The following is a 16,220-nucleotide window of genomic DNA, read 5'->3' as shown; positions in this document are numbered from 1 at the left end:
TCTAGGCTCCCTTCCGGGCCTTGGGATCCAGCGCATCGCGCACTGCATCGCCGAGCATGATGAAGCTCAGCACCGTCACAGACAGGAATAGCGCAGGCCACATGAGCATCATCGGATTGTTGCGAAGCTGGGTCTGCGCGGAGGAAATATCATTGCCCCAGCTCATGACATCCGGCGGCAATCCGACGCCAAGGAAGGACAGGGTCGCTTCGGCAACAATGTAGACGCCCAGGTTCACGGTCGCCACCACAATGATCGGCGCCAGCGAGTTGGGAATGACGTGCTTGAGCAGCGAATTGAACTTGGACAGCCCCAGGGCGCGCGATGCCTTCACGTAGTCGGCGTTGCGCGCCTCGATGACAGCGCCACGCGTAATTCGGGCCAGCTGCGGCCAGCCGAAGATCGCCAGCGTGACAATAACTGTCCACACGCTGCGGTTGTCGCGGAACGCAGGAAGCTGCATCACGATGATGGCACCGAGGATCAGTGGCAAGGCGAAGAAGATATCACCCAGCCGTGCCAGGACCGCGTCGATCCATCCACCGTAGAAGCCGGCCAGAGCGCCGAGCGCGCCGCCGACGATGACAACAAACAAGGTGGTGAACACGCCGACCAGCAGGGAAGCCCGCGTGCCGTAGATCACCCGCGCATAGATGTCGCAGCCCTGGAGGTTGAAGCCCATGATGTGGCCAGCGCGGCCAGGCTCGTTCGAATTCTCCAGTGCGCAATAGGTTGGGTCTTGCGAACTGAACAGTTGCGGGAACGCCGCAACCACGATGACCGCGAGAATCAGGATCGCGGAAATGATGAACAGCGGCTGCTTGCGCAGCGAACGCCATGCCTCGGCCCACATGGACAGCGGCTTGCCGGTTTCCTTGACGGAGTCGACAGCCTGCAGCGGCGTCTCATCCAAGGGAGCAACAAAGTGCTCGATCTTGTATTTGGAAACTTTGCCGGCGCGGACCTTGCTGATGGGCAGGCCGTCCTCCGGATTAAAATTCTGGTTCTCAGGCATAACGGATCCTTGGGTCAAGCAGTGCGTACAGCATATCCACGATCAAGTTGGCGATAACGAAGACAATCACCAGCACACCGACAATGGCGACAACGGTCGGGGTTTCGCCCTTCTGGATTGCCTGATAGAGCAAATGTCCCACGCCGGGCACGTTGAAGATGCCTTCAGTGACAATCGCGCCGCCCATCAGCGAGCCGAGGTCCGCTCCGAGGAAGGTCACGACAGGGATCAGCGAGTTGCGAAGGATGTGTACGGTGACAACGCGATTGCGGCTCAGCCCCTTGGCGGTGGCGGTGCGCACGAAGTCCGCGGACTTGTTCTCGATCACCGAGGTTCGGGTCAGGCGGACCACATAGGCCAGCGAAACCAGGCCGAGCACCAGGGCCGGCAGGAAGAGTTCTCCCCAGGTCGCCGCGCCGGAAACGGTGGGCTTGGCCCATTCAAGTTTCACGCCAACGACAAACTGCAGAACGAAGCCGAGGACGAAGGTTGGCACCGCGATCACGATCAGCGAAGCAACCAGAACGGTCGAATCGAACCACTTGCCCTTGCGCATGCCGGCGATGACGCCGAAGATAATGCCGAAAACGCCTTCAATGAGCAGCGCAAGAATCGCAAGCCGCGCGGTGACCGGGAAGGCGCGGCCGAGCAGGTCGCTGACTTCTTGACCCGAGAACGAGGTTCCCAGGTCGAAGGTCACCAAATTCTTCAGATACAGGCCGTACTGAACCCAGAACGGCTTGTCCAAGTTGTATTGCGCTTCGAGGGCTGCCCGTGTCGCCTCGGACATCGGCTTGCCGCCGGAAAGCGCGGCGATCGGGTCGCCAGGTGTGGCGAAAACCAGGAAGTACACCAGCAGCGTCGCACCGATGAATACCGGGACCAGCTGGGCAATTCTCTTCAGCATGAAACTTAGCATGCGTGCATCTCACCTCGAGATGCTGTACGGCACTTGGCCATTTTTTCCCTCTTTCCGTCGATAAATCATTCGACGTTTACTTTTGGGAGGCAGGTCGAACATGCCAAAGGGAGACCCATTGAATCTGGGGTCTCCCTTGACATGCCTTCCAGACAATTTCGAACTTGACCAGCCCGAATGCTGAAATTACTTACTTACCAGTGATTTCGTTGTACAGCGGAACGCCGTTCCAGCCGAACTCGACGTTGGATACGTTCTCGCTCCAGCCGCCCTGGACCGCCTGGTACCACAGCGGGATGGCAGGCAGGTCCTTGAAGAGGATTTCCTGTGCCTCGTTGAAGGTCGTTGCGCCTTCAGCCGGGTCGGTGGCAGCCAAGCCCTTGGCGAGCGCGTCGTCGAATTCCTTGCTGGAGTACTTGCCATCATTCGAACCTGCACCGGTGCCGAATAGTGGGCCCAGGAAGTTGTAGAGCGATGGGTAGTCAGCCTGCCAGCCGGTGCGGAACGATCCGGTCATGGTGTACGCAGTGACCTTGGCGCGAAGCTCCTTGAAGGACGCGAACGACTGCGCGGTGGCGTTGATGCCCAAGTTGTTCTTCAACTGGTTGGCAATTGCCTCGACGAATTCCTTGTTGCCGGCGCCGTCAACGTTGTAGCCAATGGAGAATTCCTTGTCGGCGTCCCACTTGCTGATCTTGTCCGCTTCGGCCCACAGCTTCTTGGCTTCGGCATCGTCGAAGGAGAGCACCTCGCTGCCAGGCAGGTCGTCCGCGTAGCCTTCGAGCACTGGAGCGGTGAAGTCCTTGGCGATGACCTTGCCGCCCTGGTACACCTTGTCGATGATCAGCTGGCGGTCGATGGCACGCGAGATGGCTGCGCGGCGGAGGTTGCCCTCTTCATCCTGCTTGAAGTGATCCAGGTAGCCAGGGATGGTGATGGTTGCGTTGCCTGCGTATGGCGAGTTGACCGAACGGTCGCCCAAGTCGGACTGGTAGGAGGCCAGCTGGCTCGGTGGGATCTGGTCCAGCACGTCCAGGTTGCCGGAAACCAGGTCCTGGTAGGCCGAGTCGGTGGACTGGTAGACCTTGAAGTCGATACCGCCATTGGCAGCCTTGCGTGGGCCGTCGTAGCTCTCGTTGACGTCCATCTTCAGGTTGACGTCGTGGTTCCACTCGGTCAGCTTGTATGGACCATTGCCCACCGGCTTTTCGCCGAAGGCCTTGGGATCCTCGAAAGCTGCTTCAGGCAATGGCATGAAGGCGGTGTAGCCAAGGCGCAGCGGGAAGTCAGATTCCGGCTGGGAGAGTTCGACGGTGAAGGTGGTGTCATCGACAACCTTCAGGCCTTCCATCTTGTCTTCCTTGGACTTCTCTGCGCTCACCTTGTCGTAGCCCTTGATGGACTCGAAGAAGTAGGAATTCAACTGAGCGTTCTTGGCTGCGGCACCGAAGTTCCACGCATCCACGAACGAAGCAGCGGTTACCGGGGAACCATCCGAGAAAGTCTGGCCTGACTTGATCTTGATGGTGTAGTTTTGGGAATCAGTGGTCTCGATGGACTCTGCGAGTTCATTGACCGGGGCTCCCTTTGCGTCATAGCTGACCAGGCCCGTGAAGAGCAGGTCCATGACGCGACCGCCACCAACTTCGTTGGTGTTGGCCGGCAGTAGGCCGTTTTGCGGTTCGGTGGTGTTTGCGGTGACGACGTACGAACCGTCGCCTTCGCCGCCTGCGGAATCAGTTGAACCGCCGCCACAAGCCGACAGGGTCAGTGCCAAGGCTGCTGATAGAACGACAGCCTTAGATGCGTGCGAGTATCGCATCCTATTTCTCCTCAACATAAGGTTGCTGCTTCTGCGTTTAGCAGAGCCGTGCAGGCAAGCGTGAGCTGTAGCACGTAGTGAATGAGATTACATCAAATATTGCGAAACAACCAATGAATATTCATGAAAGCAATGCTTGAAATCGCCTTTATCATTCGGACTCATTTATTTGGTCCTAGTAAAAATCCATTACTTCTCAAATAAAAATATTCATCAATCCTGGGTCCTCCAAAACCGATCCGACACCTGCGAGGAACTCGCTTGCTTCTTTGCCGTCTACGACTCTGTGATCGAAGGACAAAGCCAAAGTCGTGGTATGGCGAAGCGCTACTTCGCCTTGATGCTCCCAAGGCCGGCGCTTCACTTGGCCTAGGGCCAAAATCCCCGCCTGCCCGGGCGGCAGGATCGGTGTTCCGGCGTCCACGCCGAAAACTCCGACATTCGTGATGGAGAACGTCCCTCCGGACATTTGGGCTGGAGACAGCGTGCCTTCTCGCCCTTGGAGAATGATCGCGCTCAGCGCCGAGGCCATTTGCGGCAGCGGCAGGTCCTGGGCATTTTTCACCACCGGAACGAGCAGGCCCCGGTCAGTGGCAACCGCCATCCCCAGATTCACCGACCCGAATTCGATGATCTCGTCGGCCGCTTCATCCCACTTCGAGTTCAATGCGGGGTAGGTGCGCAACAGCCTGGTCACCACCACAGCAGCCAGGGTCGTGAAGTTCAGCTTGACGCCCTTCAGCAGGCGGTGGGACCGCAACCGTTCGATCAATGCCATCGATTCGGTGACATCCACAGTCAGGAACTCGGTGGCATGAGGGGCCGTAAAGGCCGACTGCACCATGGCTTGGGCCGTCGCACGGCGCACGGCAGTGATCCTGACGTGCCGATCCGCTGTGCTGGAAGCCTGGACTACGGCCGCGGCTACCGCCGATTCGCTTTCGCCGGTGGAGGTGGTACCGGCATCGATGGCATCTTGAACGTCGCGGCGAAGCACCAATCCGTCTTCCCCGCTGCCGGCAAGGGTGGAAATATCCACGCCATGATCGCGGGCGAGCTTGCGCACCGGCGGGGTGCAACGGGTCACCGTGCGACGCGGTTGCCCAATGTGCCCGGTGCTTGCTGCGTCGGGAGCCTTCATTGAACGGGACTTCCGTTGCGGGCGGGCCCCGGTGTCCGCAGGAGCGCCATAGCCGACGAGCGTAGGGGTGCGCTCCGCTGCCACGGGTTCCTGCTCCTTGGCCTGCGCTGGCTCTTCATCACCGAAGGTGACCAGCGGGCCTCCGACTTGGACGACCTCGCCCTGGGCAGCATGAATCTGCTGGACCACCCCGGCAAAAGGCGAGGGCAGTTCAACGACCGCTTTCGCCGTTTCCACCTCGGCAATCACCTGGTTCAGCGCCACATGCTCGCCCACCTTGATTTTCCAGTTCAGCACCTCGGACTCGGTCAATCCTTCGCCAAGGTCTGGAAGCTTGAATGTCTGATCTGTCGTCACTGGGCAGCTCCTTTGCGTGCCTCATGGTGTCGCATTACGGTATCCACCGCGTGCATCACTCGATCCAAGTCGGGCAAGTGGTGGCTTTCAAGCCGCGACGGCGGATACGGAACATCGAATCCGGTCACCCGCAGCGGCGCATGCTCCAGGTAGTCGAAGCAGCGCTCGGTGATCTCGGCGCAGATTTCGGCGCCCAGGCCGCTGGTGCGGCTGGCTTCATGGACCACCACCAGCTTGCCGGTGCGTTGCACCGACTGGGCGACTGTATCGATATCCAGGGGATCCAAGCTGCGAAGGTCAATGACCTCCAGGCTCGTTCCTTCGTCTTCGGCCGCCATGGCTGCGTCAATCAGCGTGTAGGTAGTTGGGCCGTAGCCGACCATGGTGGCATCGGTTCCGGAGCGGATGACCCTTGCCTTGGGAGAGGCATCGGGCTGCACGTCACCCAGTTCCGCATCGCTTTTTTCGTGGTACCGGCGTTTGGGCTCGAAGAAAATCACCGGATCATCGCAGAGAATTGCCTGGCGAAGCATCGCATAGGCATCTTCCACGCTGGACGGCGCGAAAACCCGCAGGCCAGCGGTATGGGCAAAGTAGGCTTCGGGAGATTCGGAATGGTGCTCCGGCGAACCGATGCCCCCGCCATAGGGAATGCGGACGGTCACCGGCATTTTCACCCGCCCGCGCGAGCGGTAATGCAGCTTCGCCAGCTGCGAGACCAGCTGATCGAAAGCCGGGTAGGTGAATCCATCGAACTGGATCTCGACCACCGGGCGGTAGCCGCGATAGGCCAGGCCGATGGCCGTGCCGACGATTCCAGATTCAGCCAGCGGGGTATCGACTACCCGATGCTCGCCGAACTCGGCCTTGAGCCCATCGGTCACGCGGAAGACTCCGCCAAGTGTTCCGATGTCTTCGCCGAGCAGGATGACCTTCTCGTCTTCGCTCAGGGCATCGTGCAGCGACTTGTTCAGCGCCTTGAGCATGGTGGTTGCCACGGCTATTCACCACCTTCGAAGTCGGCCAGGTAATCCCGGTAGTTCTTCGCGGCGCGTTCGGTGGGTTCATGCGTTTCGGCATAAACGTTGGTGAACAGTTCTTCCGCCTTCGGGTCTTCCATGCTGGTGATCGCGGCGCGCAGCTTGGCGGCCATCTCATCGGCGGCATTCTGGGCGCGCTGTTCATAGGATTGAACGTCCGCTCCCATTTCGTGCAGATATTTCACCAGGCGGTCGATCGGATCCTTGGCTTTCCACTCTTCGAGCTGTTCGGCCCTGCGGTATCGGGTGGGATCATCGGCCGTGGTGTGCGACCCCATGCGGTAGGTGACCGCTTCAATGAAGGTCGGACCGAGCCCGTGGCGGGCATGGGCCAAAGCGGCCTTGGTTGCCGCGTACACCGCAAGGATGTCATTGCCGTCCACGCGCCAGGTTTTCAAGCCGAAGCCATGGGCGCGGTCAGCGATCTGGGTGCGGCTTTGCAACGCGACCGGCTCCGAGATGGCCCACTGGTTGTTCTGGCAGAAGAAGAGCACCGGAGCCTGGTAGCTGGCGGCGAAGACCATGGCCTCGTTGACATCGCCCTGGCTGGTGGCGCCATCGCCGAAGTAGGCTACGGAGACCTGCCCGCCGCCATCGAACTTGATCCCCATGCCATAGCCGGCGGCGTGCAGTGCCTGGGATCCGATGACTATCTGCTGGCAGGCGATGTTGACCTCATTCGGATCCCAGCCGCTGGCCTGGGCCCCGCGCCAGACGCTGAGCAGGTCCTCGGCCTGCACTCCCCTGGCCCAGGCGACTCCATGCTCGCGGTAGGAAGGGAAAATGAAATCATCGCCATTGGTGGCGCGCACCGAACCGATTTGCGCGGCTTCCTGCCCGAGCAAAGGGGCCCAGAGGCCCAGCTGGCCTTGGCGTTGCAGGGCGGTGGCCTCATTGTCCATCCGCCGCAGCACGACCATGTCGCGCAGGAAATCCGCAAGGTCCGCCTCTGCGAGGTCCTTGAGATGGTGGTCAAGTTCTTCGTCCGGGATTCGTTTCCCGTCGACGTTCAGCAGCTGATGCGTTGGTAGGCTTCCAGCGGCTACGTCCATGTGCTGTGTGGACACGATCGGCATCCTAACTCTCACGTAGTCGGTGGCGGGACTCTTCATCAAACCCCGCTTAATGTGATGCTACTCACGCAACGCAAGACGCACAATGGCGATTCTGAAATTAGCGCAAAACGCCCTATTTATCCCCCGAAGGGGGTGCTAACGTGCTCATTATGCACCTCTTGGACATGACTGACCGCCGGATATTGCTCGCCCTGGCCACCGCGAAAAAGCGCACCGGCTCGGCCATCGCGATGGCGCTGAATTTGGGGCGAAATACGGTGCAATCGCGCATGACCCGCCTGGAGAACGAAATCCTCGAGCCCCCGGACCGCCGGATTCCGCCCGCCGCCCTGGGCTACGGATTGCTCTCCTTCATCGAGCTGCACGTCGACCAGCGCTACCTCGAAGAGATCTCCGCCAAGCTGGCCGCCATCCCAGAGGTCCTCGAAGCCCACGGGCTCACCGGCAACGCCGACATCCTGGTGCGCGTGGCCGCCAAGGATGCCGAGCAGCTCTTCCGGGTGCACGGCCAACTGCTGCATATCGACGGGGTGAATCGCGCGGACTCAGCCCTGTCCATGGCACAGCTGGTCCCCTACCGGACCACGGAGCTGCTGCGGCATTCATTGGAATCCCCCAGCCCATAGCAGCCATGGCAAAGCCCTGGGTGCCACGCCGGATTCGGCGGGCCCCCAGGGCTAGCGGAGTAGCGGCTGGTGCCGCTGGCCTCTAGTGGTCGACAGCCTTTTCAGCGCCGACACCGGTGAGCGAACGAACTTCCATCTCCGCCTGCTTGGCAGGATCCTCGGTGCCCCGATCGGTCACCGAGCCCACCCAGCCGAGAAGGAATGCCAGCGGGATCGAGACGATGCCCGGGTTGGCCAGCGGGAAGATCGACATGTCGATGCTCGGGATCATCGAAGTTTCCGCCCCGGAGAAGACCGGCGAGAAAATGATCAGGATCAGTGCCGAGCCAAGGCCGCCATACATGGACCACACCGCGCCGCGGGTCTTGAAGCCCTTCCAGAACAGCGAGTACAGGATGGTGGGCAGGTTCGCCGAGGCAGCCACCGCGAACGCCAATGCCACCAGGAAGGCGACGTTCTGCCCCTGGGCACCGATGCCGCCGGCGATCGCGAAGACGCCGATCACCAGCACGGTGCGACGGGCCACCTTCATTTCCTTCTGCGGGGTGGACTTCCCCTTGGCGATCACCGAGGCATACACATCGTGGGCGAAGGAAGCCGCGGCGGTAATGGTCAGGCCTGCGACCACCGCGAGGATGGTTGCGAAAGCAACTGCCGAGATCAGGCCCAGCAGCACGGTGCCGCCCAATTCATAGGCCAGCAGCGGAGCCGCCGAGTTCACGCCGCCCGGCGCGGCCTTGATGCGGTCCGGCCCGATCAGCGCGCCGGCTCCGAAGCCCAGAACCAGGGTGAACAGGTAGAAGGCGCCGATCAGCCAGATCGCCCACACCACGGACTTGCGGGCTTCCTTGGCAGTAGGAACCGTGTAGAAGCGCATCAGCACGTGCGGCAGGCCAGCGGTGCCAAGGACCAGGGCCAGGGCCAGCGAGATGAAGTCCAGCTTGGAGGTTTCGCTCTTGCCGTATTGCAGGCCCGGGTTCAGGATTTCCGGGTTGCCCGCGACTTCCGCGGCCTTGCCCAGCAGTTCGGAGAAGTTGAAGCCGAAGAGCGCCAGGGTCCAGACGGTCATGATCAGCGCGCCGGCAATCAGCAGGCAGGCCTTGATGATCTGCACCCAGGTGGTGCCCTTCATGCCGCCGACCAGTACGTAGAGGATCATCAGCGCGCCGACGATCACGATCACCAGCGACTGGCCGAGCTTCTCATCGATACCCAGCAGCAGCGAGACCAGCGCGCCGGCGCCAGCCATCTGAGCCAGCAGGTAGAACACGCACACTGCGAGGGTGGAGATGGCCGCGGCAATGCGCACCGGGCGCTGCTTGAGGCGGAAGGAGAGCACGTCGGCCATGGTGAACTTGCCGGTATTGCGCAGCAGCTCGGCGACCAGCAGCAGGGCCACCAGCCAGGCGACCAGGAAGCCGATGGAGTAGAGGAAGCCGTCATAGCCGTTGATGGCGATGGCGCCGACAATGCCCAGGAAGGAGGCCGCCGACAGGTAGTCGCCGGCGATCGCGGTGCCGTTCTGGGTACCGGTGAAGGAGCGGCCGCCGGCGTAGTAGTCGGCGGCGGTCTTGTTGTTCTTCGACGCCCGCAGCACGATCACCAGGGTGATGCCCACGAAGGCGATGAAGATGCCGATATTAACCAGCGGATTGCCCACCTGGGTGGATTCCGCGGCTTGGGCGAGGATGGGGAGCTGGTGCATTTATTTCACTCCCTCGTGCTCGAGGCGTTCGCGGATGGCAGTGGCCTTGGGGTCCAGCTTCTTGTTCGAGAAGCTGACGTAGGCCGCGGTGATCAGGAAGGTCGACACGAACTGCAGCAGCCCGAGGAGGATGCCCATGTTGATGTTGCCCCAGACCTTGATCGACATGAAGTCATGGAAGTAGTCGGCCAGCAAGACGTAGGCGAAATACCAGACGAGGAAGAGGATGGCCATCGGGAAAACGAAACTGCGGTGCGTTCTGCGCAGTTCCTGGAATTCCCCGGATTGGCTCTCCGTAACAAAATCGACGTCGCCGGTGACGTCGTGTTCCGGGTTGGCACTCATTGATGCCCTCCTTGAGCGAGTTGGGGATGTGATTGAGCGCACATCCAGTGTGTGACTCATTTCACTATTGGCGAAGATTCAGTTCGCGACTAGGGGTATCCGGTGGCCTGTGGCTCAACGGGGCGAAATCTGCGCCCAACGGCGCAGGGGCACCGTTCAGCGGTCCGCGCACCACCGGGCTCTAAGATGGGATCATGTCTCCAGCGTTGCAAGCCACCCTGATCGCGGTCATCGTGGTGCTTGGCATAGCCATCGTCGGCTACTTCGGCTTCAAGATCTCCCGCTCGACCAGGGAGATGGGCACGGACGCCGAAGAAGCCACCTACAAGACGCTGCACCACATGTCGGTAGCGGTCCCCCACCTCGAGCGCGGGCTCACCGAGGAAGGCGCGGCCAAGAGCGCCAAGGCCCTGCGCCGGCTGCTGAACTGCCAGGTGCTGCTGATCAGCGACACCTCGCGGATCCTTGCCACGGATGCCGGCATCGACTTCACCGCGCAGCTGGAGGAAGATGCCTCCAAGGCCTCGGCCAGCACCCTGGCCACCGGGAAAACCCAGGTGAGGCATTCGGCCGGCATGGATATCGTGGCCGCGCCGATCACCGTCGGGGATCAAAGCGTGGGCACCGTCGTGGCCCTGTCCGTGCGCGCCGGGGCCAGCTTCGTGCGCGCGGTATCGGAGGTGGCGGTCTTCGTCTCCGCCCAGGTCTCCACCGCGCAATTGGACGAGTCCAAGGCCATGCTGCTCGAAGCGCAGATGCGGGCCCTGCGCGCCCAGATCTCCCCGCACTTCATCTACAACTCGCTGAATGCCATCGCCTCCTTCATCAATACCGATCCGGCGCGCGCCCGCGAACTGGTGATCGAGTTCGCCGATTTCACCCGCTACTCCTTCAGGCGCCGCGGAGAATTCACGACCCTGGCCGAAGAGCTGGAAGCGATCGACCGCTATCTCCTGCTGGAAAAAGCCCGCTTCGGCGAACGCATCAAGGTGTCCCTGCAGATCGCGCCCGAGGTGCTGCCCACCCAGATCCCGTTTCTGGCCCTGCAGCCGCTGGTGGAGAATGCGGTGCGCCATGGCCTGGAGGCGCGGCCCGATGGCGGCGTCATTTCGATCACGGCCACCGAGGATGGCATGCATGCGGTGATTTCCGTGGAGGATGACGGCATGGGCATGGATCCCGAACAGCTGGCCAGCGTCCTGGCGGGGACCACCACCACCATGCATGTGGGGCTGCGCAACGTCGACCTGCGCCTGCGCCAGCTCTACGGAAACTCCAATGGATTGGTGATCGATACCGCTCCGGGGGCCGGAACGCTGATCACCCTGCGCGTTCCCAAATTCCGCGCGCCAGACACCAGCGGCCAAGATGTTTAGGAAACCGCGGAAAACGGTAGAATTCTTGCATGATTAACGTGGTGGTGGCCGATGATGAACTCCCGGCAGTAGAAGAGATCTCCTTCCTGCTGAGCCAGGATTCGCGAATCGGCAAGATCCACCGGGCCACCTCCGGAGCCGCGGCCCTCAAGGCCCTGGAAGAAAACGATGTCGATGCGCTCTTCCTGGACATCCACATGCCTGCGCTCTCCGGCCTGGATATCGCCCGGGTCATTTCCCGCTTCACCCATCCCCCGCTGATCGTTTTTGTCACCGCCGACGAAGACCAGGCCCTGCAGGCCTTCGAGCTGGCCGCCATCGACTACGTGCTCAAGCCGATCCGCCCGCAGCGCCTGGCCGAATCCGTGCGCCGCATCTGCGAGCTGGTGGAGGAAACCCCGGCCAAGCCCGAAATGATCACCGTCGACCAGGGCGGCATCACCAAGCTGATCCCGCGCAGCGCCATCGCCTACGTGCAGGCCCAAGGCGACTACGCCCGCCTGCACACCAAGGATTCGAGCTACCTGATCCGCGTCCCGCTCAACGACCTGGAGCAGCAGTGGGGCGAATCCGGCTTCGTCCGGATCCACCGCTCCTACCTGGTGTGCATGGACAAGATCGAGACGGTGCGCCTGCAGACCGGCAAGGCCGCGGTGATCGTCCATGGCGCGGAACTGCCGATTTCGCGCCGCGCCCTGCCCTATCTGCGCGAGCGCTTGGCCGCCAACCGCGTTCGCCCGCTCTAGGAACCCGGGCCGCCAGTGCACAGTTCCTCCCCCGGGCCACAGCCCCCTGAGCCCGCCGGGCGTTTTGCCCAGCAACGTCCGCAACGCGTGCGCGTCCAGGCGCCCCAGGATGCCTCGCTGCTGCCGCCGAACCAGAGCCCGGAGCATACCGCCGAGGAATTCTACGTCCGCCAGCTCATCCGCTCCCAGCTGCGCCTGGCCTGCGCGGTGGCCGCGGGCCTCCTGGCCCTGCTGGTGGGCATCTGCTCGCTGCTGGTCTTCTGGCCTGTGGTCTCGCATATCCAGCTCTTGAGCATTCCGCTGCCCTGGTGGGTGCTGGGAGTGGGCATGTACCCGCTGATCATCCTCGCCGGCTTGCTCTACAACCGGGCCGCGGCACGCAATGAGCAACGGTATCGGAGCATCAGCCGTGGCTAGCGCGCTGTCAATCTCCGCGCTCGTGGTGGTCTGCCTGGCCACCATGCTCATCGCCTTTTACGGGTTGCGCCTCTCGCGCACCACCTCGGATTTCTACGTCGCCTCGCGCACCGTGCGCCCGTGGTGGAATGCCTCGGCCATCGGCGGCGAGTACCTTTCGGCCGCCTCCTTCCTCGGGGTGGCCGGGCTGATCGTGCTCTCGGGGCAATCCGGGCTGTGGTTCCCGATCGGCTATACCGCCGGGTATCTGATGCTGCTGCTTTTTGTGGCCGCCCCGCTGCGCCGCTCCCGGGCCTATACGATCCCGGATTTCGCGCAGATCCGCTTCGAGAATTCGCCGATGCTGCGCAAGCTGACCACCTACCTGGTGGTGGTGATCTGCTGGCTTTACATCGTTCCGCAAATGCACGGCGCGGCGTTGACCCTCTCGATCGCCACGGGCCTCCCGGGCTGGGTCGGGCCAGTGGTGGTGGCGGCGGTCGTCTGCGTGACGGTGCTCTCCGGCGGCATGCGATCGGTGACCTTTGTCCAGGCCTTCCAATATTGGTTCAAGCTCGCAGCCCTGGTGATCCCGACGATCTTCCTGCTGGTCCGCGCCATCCCCCAGCAGTCTGCCGGCGAACGCGCGCACAGCCTGTCTGCGCAGCTGGAATCGGTCACTACGATGAACCTGTACGAAACGGTCTCGATCATCCTCGCGCTGCTCTTCGGCACCCTGGGCCTGCCCCACGTGCTGGTGCGCTTCTACACCAACCCCACCGGCCAGACCGCCCGCACCACCACGGTGATCGTGCTGTGCCTGCTCTCGGCCTTCTACCTGCTGCCCACGACACTGGGGGTCCTGGGGATTCTCTATACCCCGGACCTCGGAGCCAACAACGAAACCGATGCGACGATCCTGCTGCTGCCGGCCCGGCTTTTTGACGGCTTCCTCGCCGACGCGCTGACCGCCATTGTGGTCGGCGGCGCCTTCGCCGCGTTCCTTTCCACCACCTCCGGCCTGGTGGTATCGCTGGCCGGTGCCATTTCCCAGGAGTTCTTCTCCGGCACGGTGCGCGGGTTCAGGATCTCCACGGTGCTCGCCACCGCCCTGCCGGTGCTGATCGCGGTGCTCACCAGTTCGCTGGCCTTGGCCGGAGCCATCGGCAATGTCTTCGCCTTCACCGCCTCGACGATCTGCCCGCTGCTGCTGCTGGGGATCTGGTGGCGTTCGCTCACCGCCCGAGGCGCCATCGCGGGACTGCTGGTCGGAGCGATCACCTGCGGGGCATCGTTGATGATCGGGATTTTCCTGCCTGCCACCGACCAATGGTGGATCCACCTCTTGCGCCAGCCAGCTGCGTGGAGCGTGCCCTTGGCGTTTGCGGTGATGATCACGGTTTCGCGCGGCACCCAGCGCGCCGTGCCCGGCAATGTGGAGCGCGTCATGGCGCTGCTGCATGTACCGGATCGCGGGGTGAAATTCTAGCTGGTGCTCTTTTGGCCAACAGCCCCAGGAGCACGCCGGAAAGCACCATGGCCATGCCGCCCAGACTCTGCAAGCCAAGGGTTTCGGCCGCCAGCAGCGTTCCCAGAATCACCCCGGTCACCGGATTCAACAGGCCGAGCAGCCCCACGGTGGCCGAGGGCAAATGCCTCAAGCCACTGAACCAGGCGAGGAACGCGGCCGCGGTCGCGACAAGGCTCAGGTAGCCGAAACCCAGCACTGCGGGGAGGTCCAGAGCCGGGGGCGGTCCCTGGATCAGCCAGGCGAAGGGCAAGAGCAGCAGGCCGCCGGCCACCAGCTGCCAGGCCGTGGTATCCAGGATCCGTTGCCCGCGGGACCATTTCTTGGCAAGGATGAAGCCAAGGCTGGAAATGGCCATGGCGGTCAACGACAAGAGAATCCCGAGCATGTTGATGCGGCTCTGCCCGTCGAACACCATGATCGCCACGCCGATGAAGCCCAGCGCGGCTCCCAGCAGCGGCCAGCGGGTCGGACGCTCCCCCAGCAGCGGCCAGGCCAGGAGCATGAGCACTGCGGCGGACACGGCCATCGTGGTCGCGGCAATGCTGGAAGGCAGGATCTGTGCGACCGCATAGACCAGGGCGAAAAATGCGCCGATATTCAAGGTGCCCAGAACCAGGGATCTCCACCACCAGCTGCCTTGCGGCAACCGGCGGCAGACCAGCAGCAAGATCAGCCCTGCCGGCAAGGCCCTGAATACCCCGCCCCACAGCGCCGCGTCCGCTGGCAGGTACTCGCGGGTGACATAGTAGGTTGATCCCCACGCGATGGGAGCGATGGCGGTGAGGGCCAGCCGGCCCAACGGCAGGCCCCGGGCAGCCCGGCGCGCTGAAATAGTTTCCATGGAAACTATATTAGCTTCCTTGGAAACTATAATAAAGACATGGAGCATTTAGACCATGTGGGGCGCATCCAGCAGCAGTGGGCCACCGAGCGCCCCGATCTGGATCCGGCACCCCAGGGAATCATCGGCAGGCTGCACCGGCTAGCGATCTTCCTGCGCGAAGAAGTCTGCGCGGTATATGCAGAACACGGGCTGACCGAAGCCGAATTCGATGTACTGGCAACCCTGCGGCGCAGCGGAGAACCCTACTCGCTGGCACCCAGCGAGCTCGCTGCCCAAACCATGGTCACCTCGGGAGCGACCACCAAGCGGCTGGACCGGCTGGTCTCAGCCGGCTATGTATCGCGGCACCACGACAACGGCGACCAGCGCCGGCGCCGCATCAGCCTGACCGCCCAGGGCAAGAACAAGATCGACGAGGTCATGACCGACCACCTCGCCAACGAAGCACGCTTGATCGCGCAGCTGTCCGCCAACGAGCAAACCGCACTGGAAGGCGCCCTGAAGAACTGGCTGAAACACTACGAGCCTTTGCAGGAATGACACAAGCCGCAACGGCGGGCAGGAGAAACATCCTGCCCGCCGTTGCGGCTTGTATCTAGTACCCTGCTGCGCTCGTATCAGTCGATGGATGCCATCAACTCGACCACGCGATCGAGGAAGGCATCAACCTGGGATTCTTCATAGCCGTCGGTACCCTGCGCGGAACGGAACTCAACGCGGCGCACGGCATCCACAGCCATCGGCACATCGTTTTCGAAGTAGTCGATCAGCTGGTCGCAGAGCCGGTCGACGTCTTCGACGTTGTAGCTGGGGGCGTTGGATCGCGATGGGCGGCGGAAGCGCTCGCCCTTGGCGCGGTGCAGGCGTCCACGCAGAATGGCTGCCAGGCGTCCGACCTGCTGCAGCCAGACCTCTTCTCCCTGATGCGCGATCAGGTCATCGCGTTCCCGCTTGGCGAAAACGTCTTCAAGCCGATCCAGTGCGCCATCCACTTCGCGCGCCTGGTATCCGCCCTTCTGCGGGGCAAACGTGGTGCGGCGAATCAGGTGGCTGGTGACCACGCTGTCGTCGTTTCCCCCGCCGTTGAAGGTTGCCCGGGCACGGCTGAGGAACGCATCAACCTGCTTTGCGTTGTAGCCGAACTCGGAGTCCGGTACGCGGGAAAACGGAGCATCTTGCTGCTGCGACACGACAGTTCCTTTTTCTCTAGAGAGACGTCAGTGGCTTGCCATCGGCAGACGGCACCCCACCCATTCTATTTGCTCGAGCCGAACTTGGCTC

Annotated in this window: 16 protein-coding genes; 6 read left to right on the top strand and 10 right to left on the bottom strand. The window is 62.4% G+C overall.

What is annotated here, in order from left to right; genetic code table 11:
• Position 1 precedes the first annotated feature (1 nt).
• From OF385_RS04665 to pdhA, 6 genes are all read right to left on the bottom strand, one after another.
• Positions 2-1,015, bottom strand: coding sequence for an ABC transporter permease (locus OF385_RS04665; protein ID WP_264277209.1), 1,014 nt, complete (start codon positions 1,013-1,015; stop codon positions 2-4).
• Complete coding sequence (locus OF385_RS04660) at positions 1,008-1,934, bottom strand: ABC transporter permease (protein WP_264277208.1); 927 nt, start codon at positions 1,932-1,934, stop codon at positions 1,008-1,010. Before OF385_RS04660 ends, OF385_RS04665 begins: the two co-directional genes overlap by 8 nt.
• Before the next feature lie 190 nt (positions 1,935-2,124).
• A complete protein-coding gene (locus tag OF385_RS04655) occupies positions 2,125-3,756 on the bottom strand; it encodes a peptide ABC transporter substrate-binding protein (protein WP_264277207.1) in 1,632 nt (543 codons plus the stop codon).
• Positions 3,757-3,952: 196 nt separating this feature from the next.
• Positions 3,953-5,254, bottom strand: coding sequence for a dihydrolipoamide acetyltransferase family protein (locus OF385_RS04650; protein ID WP_264277206.1), 1,302 nt, complete (start codon positions 5,252-5,254; stop codon positions 3,953-3,955).
• Positions 5,251-6,240: an alpha-ketoacid dehydrogenase subunit beta gene (locus OF385_RS04645; protein ID WP_264277857.1), complete on the bottom strand. Its 990-nt coding sequence runs from the start codon at positions 6,238-6,240 to the stop codon at positions 5,251-5,253. The genes OF385_RS04650 and OF385_RS04645 overlap by 4 nt, the downstream gene beginning before the upstream one ends.
• Before the next feature lie 14 nt (positions 6,241-6,254).
• Entirely contained in the window at positions 6,255-7,370 is a 1,116-nt protein-coding gene (gene pdhA, locus OF385_RS04640) for a pyruvate dehydrogenase (acetyl-transferring) E1 component subunit alpha (RefSeq protein WP_264277205.1), read from the bottom strand.
• Between the two features lie 149 nt (positions 7,371-7,519).
• Here pdhA and OF385_RS04635 point away from each other — a divergent pair, with 149 nt between their 5' ends.
• Positions 7,520-7,996 (top strand): Lrp/AsnC family transcriptional regulator, encoded by a 477-nt coding sequence (locus OF385_RS04635; RefSeq protein ID WP_264277856.1) that lies wholly within the window; start codon positions 7,520-7,522, stop codon positions 7,994-7,996.
• A gap of 82 nt (positions 7,997-8,078) precedes the next feature.
• Here the strand turns inward: OF385_RS04635 and OF385_RS04630 are convergent, their stop codons facing one another.
• Positions 8,079-9,701 carry a cation acetate symporter gene (locus tag OF385_RS04630; protein ID WP_264277204.1) on the bottom strand — a complete coding sequence of 541 codons (1,623 nt, stop codon included), beginning with the start codon at positions 9,699-9,701 and terminating at the stop codon, positions 8,079-8,081.
• Positions 9,702-10,046 (bottom strand): DUF485 domain-containing protein, encoded by a 345-nt coding sequence (locus OF385_RS04625; RefSeq protein WP_264277203.1) that lies wholly within the window; start codon positions 10,044-10,046, stop codon positions 9,702-9,704.
• A 194-nt stretch (positions 10,047-10,240) separates the two neighbouring features.
• On the opposite strand from OF385_RS04625, the gene OF385_RS04620 reads away from it, so the two are divergent.
• Genes OF385_RS04620 through OF385_RS04605 form a run of 4 tightly spaced genes read left to right on the top strand, consistent with a single transcriptional unit; the run spans position 10,241 to position 14,053 of the window.
• The gene (locus OF385_RS04620; RefSeq protein WP_264277202.1) at positions 10,241-11,422 is read left to right on the top strand and encodes a sensor histidine kinase; all 1,182 of its coding nucleotides are present in this window, start codon (positions 10,241-10,243) and stop codon (positions 11,420-11,422) included.
• Between the two features lie 29 nt (positions 11,423-11,451).
• Positions 11,452-12,168, top strand: coding sequence for a LytR/AlgR family response regulator transcription factor (locus OF385_RS04615; protein WP_264277201.1), 717 nt, complete (start codon positions 11,452-11,454; stop codon positions 12,166-12,168).
• A 15-nt stretch (positions 12,169-12,183) separates the two neighbouring features.
• Positions 12,184-12,585, top strand: a complete 402-nt coding sequence (locus OF385_RS04610) for a hypothetical protein (protein ID WP_264277200.1) — start codon at positions 12,184-12,186, stop codon at positions 12,583-12,585.
• Positions 12,551-14,053 carry a cation acetate symporter gene (locus OF385_RS04605; protein WP_264277199.1) on the top strand — a complete coding sequence of 501 codons (1,503 nt, stop codon included), beginning with the start codon at positions 12,551-12,553 and terminating at the stop codon, positions 14,051-14,053. The genes OF385_RS04610 and OF385_RS04605 overlap by 35 nt, the downstream gene beginning before the upstream one ends.
• Here OF385_RS04605 and OF385_RS04600 read toward each other — a convergent pair.
• A complete protein-coding gene (locus OF385_RS04600) occupies positions 14,010-14,936 on the bottom strand; it encodes an EamA family transporter (protein ID WP_264277198.1) in 927 nt (308 codons plus the stop codon). The genes OF385_RS04605 and OF385_RS04600 overlap by 44 nt on opposite strands.
• A 39-nt stretch (positions 14,937-14,975) precedes the next feature.
• Between OF385_RS04600 and OF385_RS04595 the strand changes: the two genes are divergently transcribed.
• Positions 14,976-15,479, top strand: coding sequence for a MarR family winged helix-turn-helix transcriptional regulator (locus OF385_RS04595; protein WP_264277197.1), 504 nt, complete (start codon positions 14,976-14,978; stop codon positions 15,477-15,479).
• A 77-nt stretch (positions 15,480-15,556) separates the two neighbouring features.
• Here the strand turns inward: OF385_RS04595 and OF385_RS04590 are convergent, their stop codons facing one another.
• Positions 15,557-16,129 carry a DivIVA domain-containing protein gene (locus tag OF385_RS04590; protein WP_264277196.1) on the bottom strand — a complete coding sequence of 191 codons (573 nt, stop codon included), beginning with the start codon at positions 16,127-16,129 and terminating at the stop codon, positions 15,557-15,559.
• Between the last annotated feature and the right edge of the window lie 91 nt (positions 16,130-16,220).

It is taken from the genome of Glutamicibacter sp. JL.03c (assembly GCF_025854375.1).
Classification (GTDB): domain Bacteria; phylum Actinomycetota; class Actinomycetes; order Actinomycetales; family Micrococcaceae; genus Glutamicibacter.
The sequence above is the reverse complement of the archived record's forward strand: the minus strand, read 5'-3'. Positions and strand labels throughout refer to the sequence as shown.

What these genes read in the sequence shown, in the direction of transcription:
- OF385_RS04595 (WP_264277197.1), top strand. Translation starts at nt 14,976, where the DNA reads ATGGAGCATTTAGACCATGTGGGGCGCATCCAGCAGCAGTGGGCCACC.
- OF385_RS04615 (WP_264277201.1), top strand. Translation starts at nt 11,452, where the DNA reads ATGATTAACGTGGTGGTGGCCGATGATGAACTCCCGGCAGTAGAAGAG.
- OF385_RS04635 (WP_264277856.1), top strand. Translation starts at nt 7,520, where the DNA reads ATGCACCTCTTGGACATGACTGACCGCCGGATATTGCTCGCCCTGGCC.
- OF385_RS04600 (WP_264277198.1), bottom strand. Translation starts at nt 14,936, where the DNA reads ATGGAAACTATTTCAGCGCGCCGGGCTGCCCGGGGCCTGCCGTTGGGC.
- OF385_RS04625 (WP_264277203.1), bottom strand. Translation starts at nt 10,046, where the DNA reads ATGAGTGCCAACCCGGAACACGACGTCACCGGCGACGTCGATTTTGTT.
- pdhA (WP_264277205.1), bottom strand. Translation starts at nt 7,370, where the DNA reads ATGCCGATCGTGTCCACACAGCACATGGACGTAGCCGCTGGAAGCCTA.
- OF385_RS04620 (WP_264277202.1), top strand. Translation starts at nt 10,241, where the DNA reads ATGTCTCCAGCGTTGCAAGCCACCCTGATCGCGGTCATCGTGGTGCTT.
- OF385_RS04655 (WP_264277207.1), bottom strand. Translation starts at nt 3,756, where the DNA reads ATGCGATACTCGCACGCATCTAAGGCTGTCGTTCTATCAGCAGCCTTG.
- OF385_RS04665 (WP_264277209.1), bottom strand. Translation starts at nt 1,015, where the DNA reads ATGCCTGAGAACCAGAATTTTAATCCGGAGGACGGCCTGCCCATCAGC.
- OF385_RS04645 (WP_264277857.1), bottom strand. Translation starts at nt 6,240, where the DNA reads ATGCTCAAGGCGCTGAACAAGTCGCTGCACGATGCCCTGAGCGAAGAC.
- OF385_RS04630 (WP_264277204.1), bottom strand. Translation starts at nt 9,701, where the DNA reads ATGCACCAGCTCCCCATCCTCGCCCAAGCCGCGGAATCCACCCAGGTG.
- OF385_RS04605 (WP_264277199.1), top strand. Translation starts at nt 12,551, where the DNA reads ATGAGCAACGGTATCGGAGCATCAGCCGTGGCTAGCGCGCTGTCAATC.
- OF385_RS04660 (WP_264277208.1), bottom strand. Translation starts at nt 1,934, where the DNA reads ATGCTAAGTTTCATGCTGAAGAGAATTGCCCAGCTGGTCCCGGTATTC.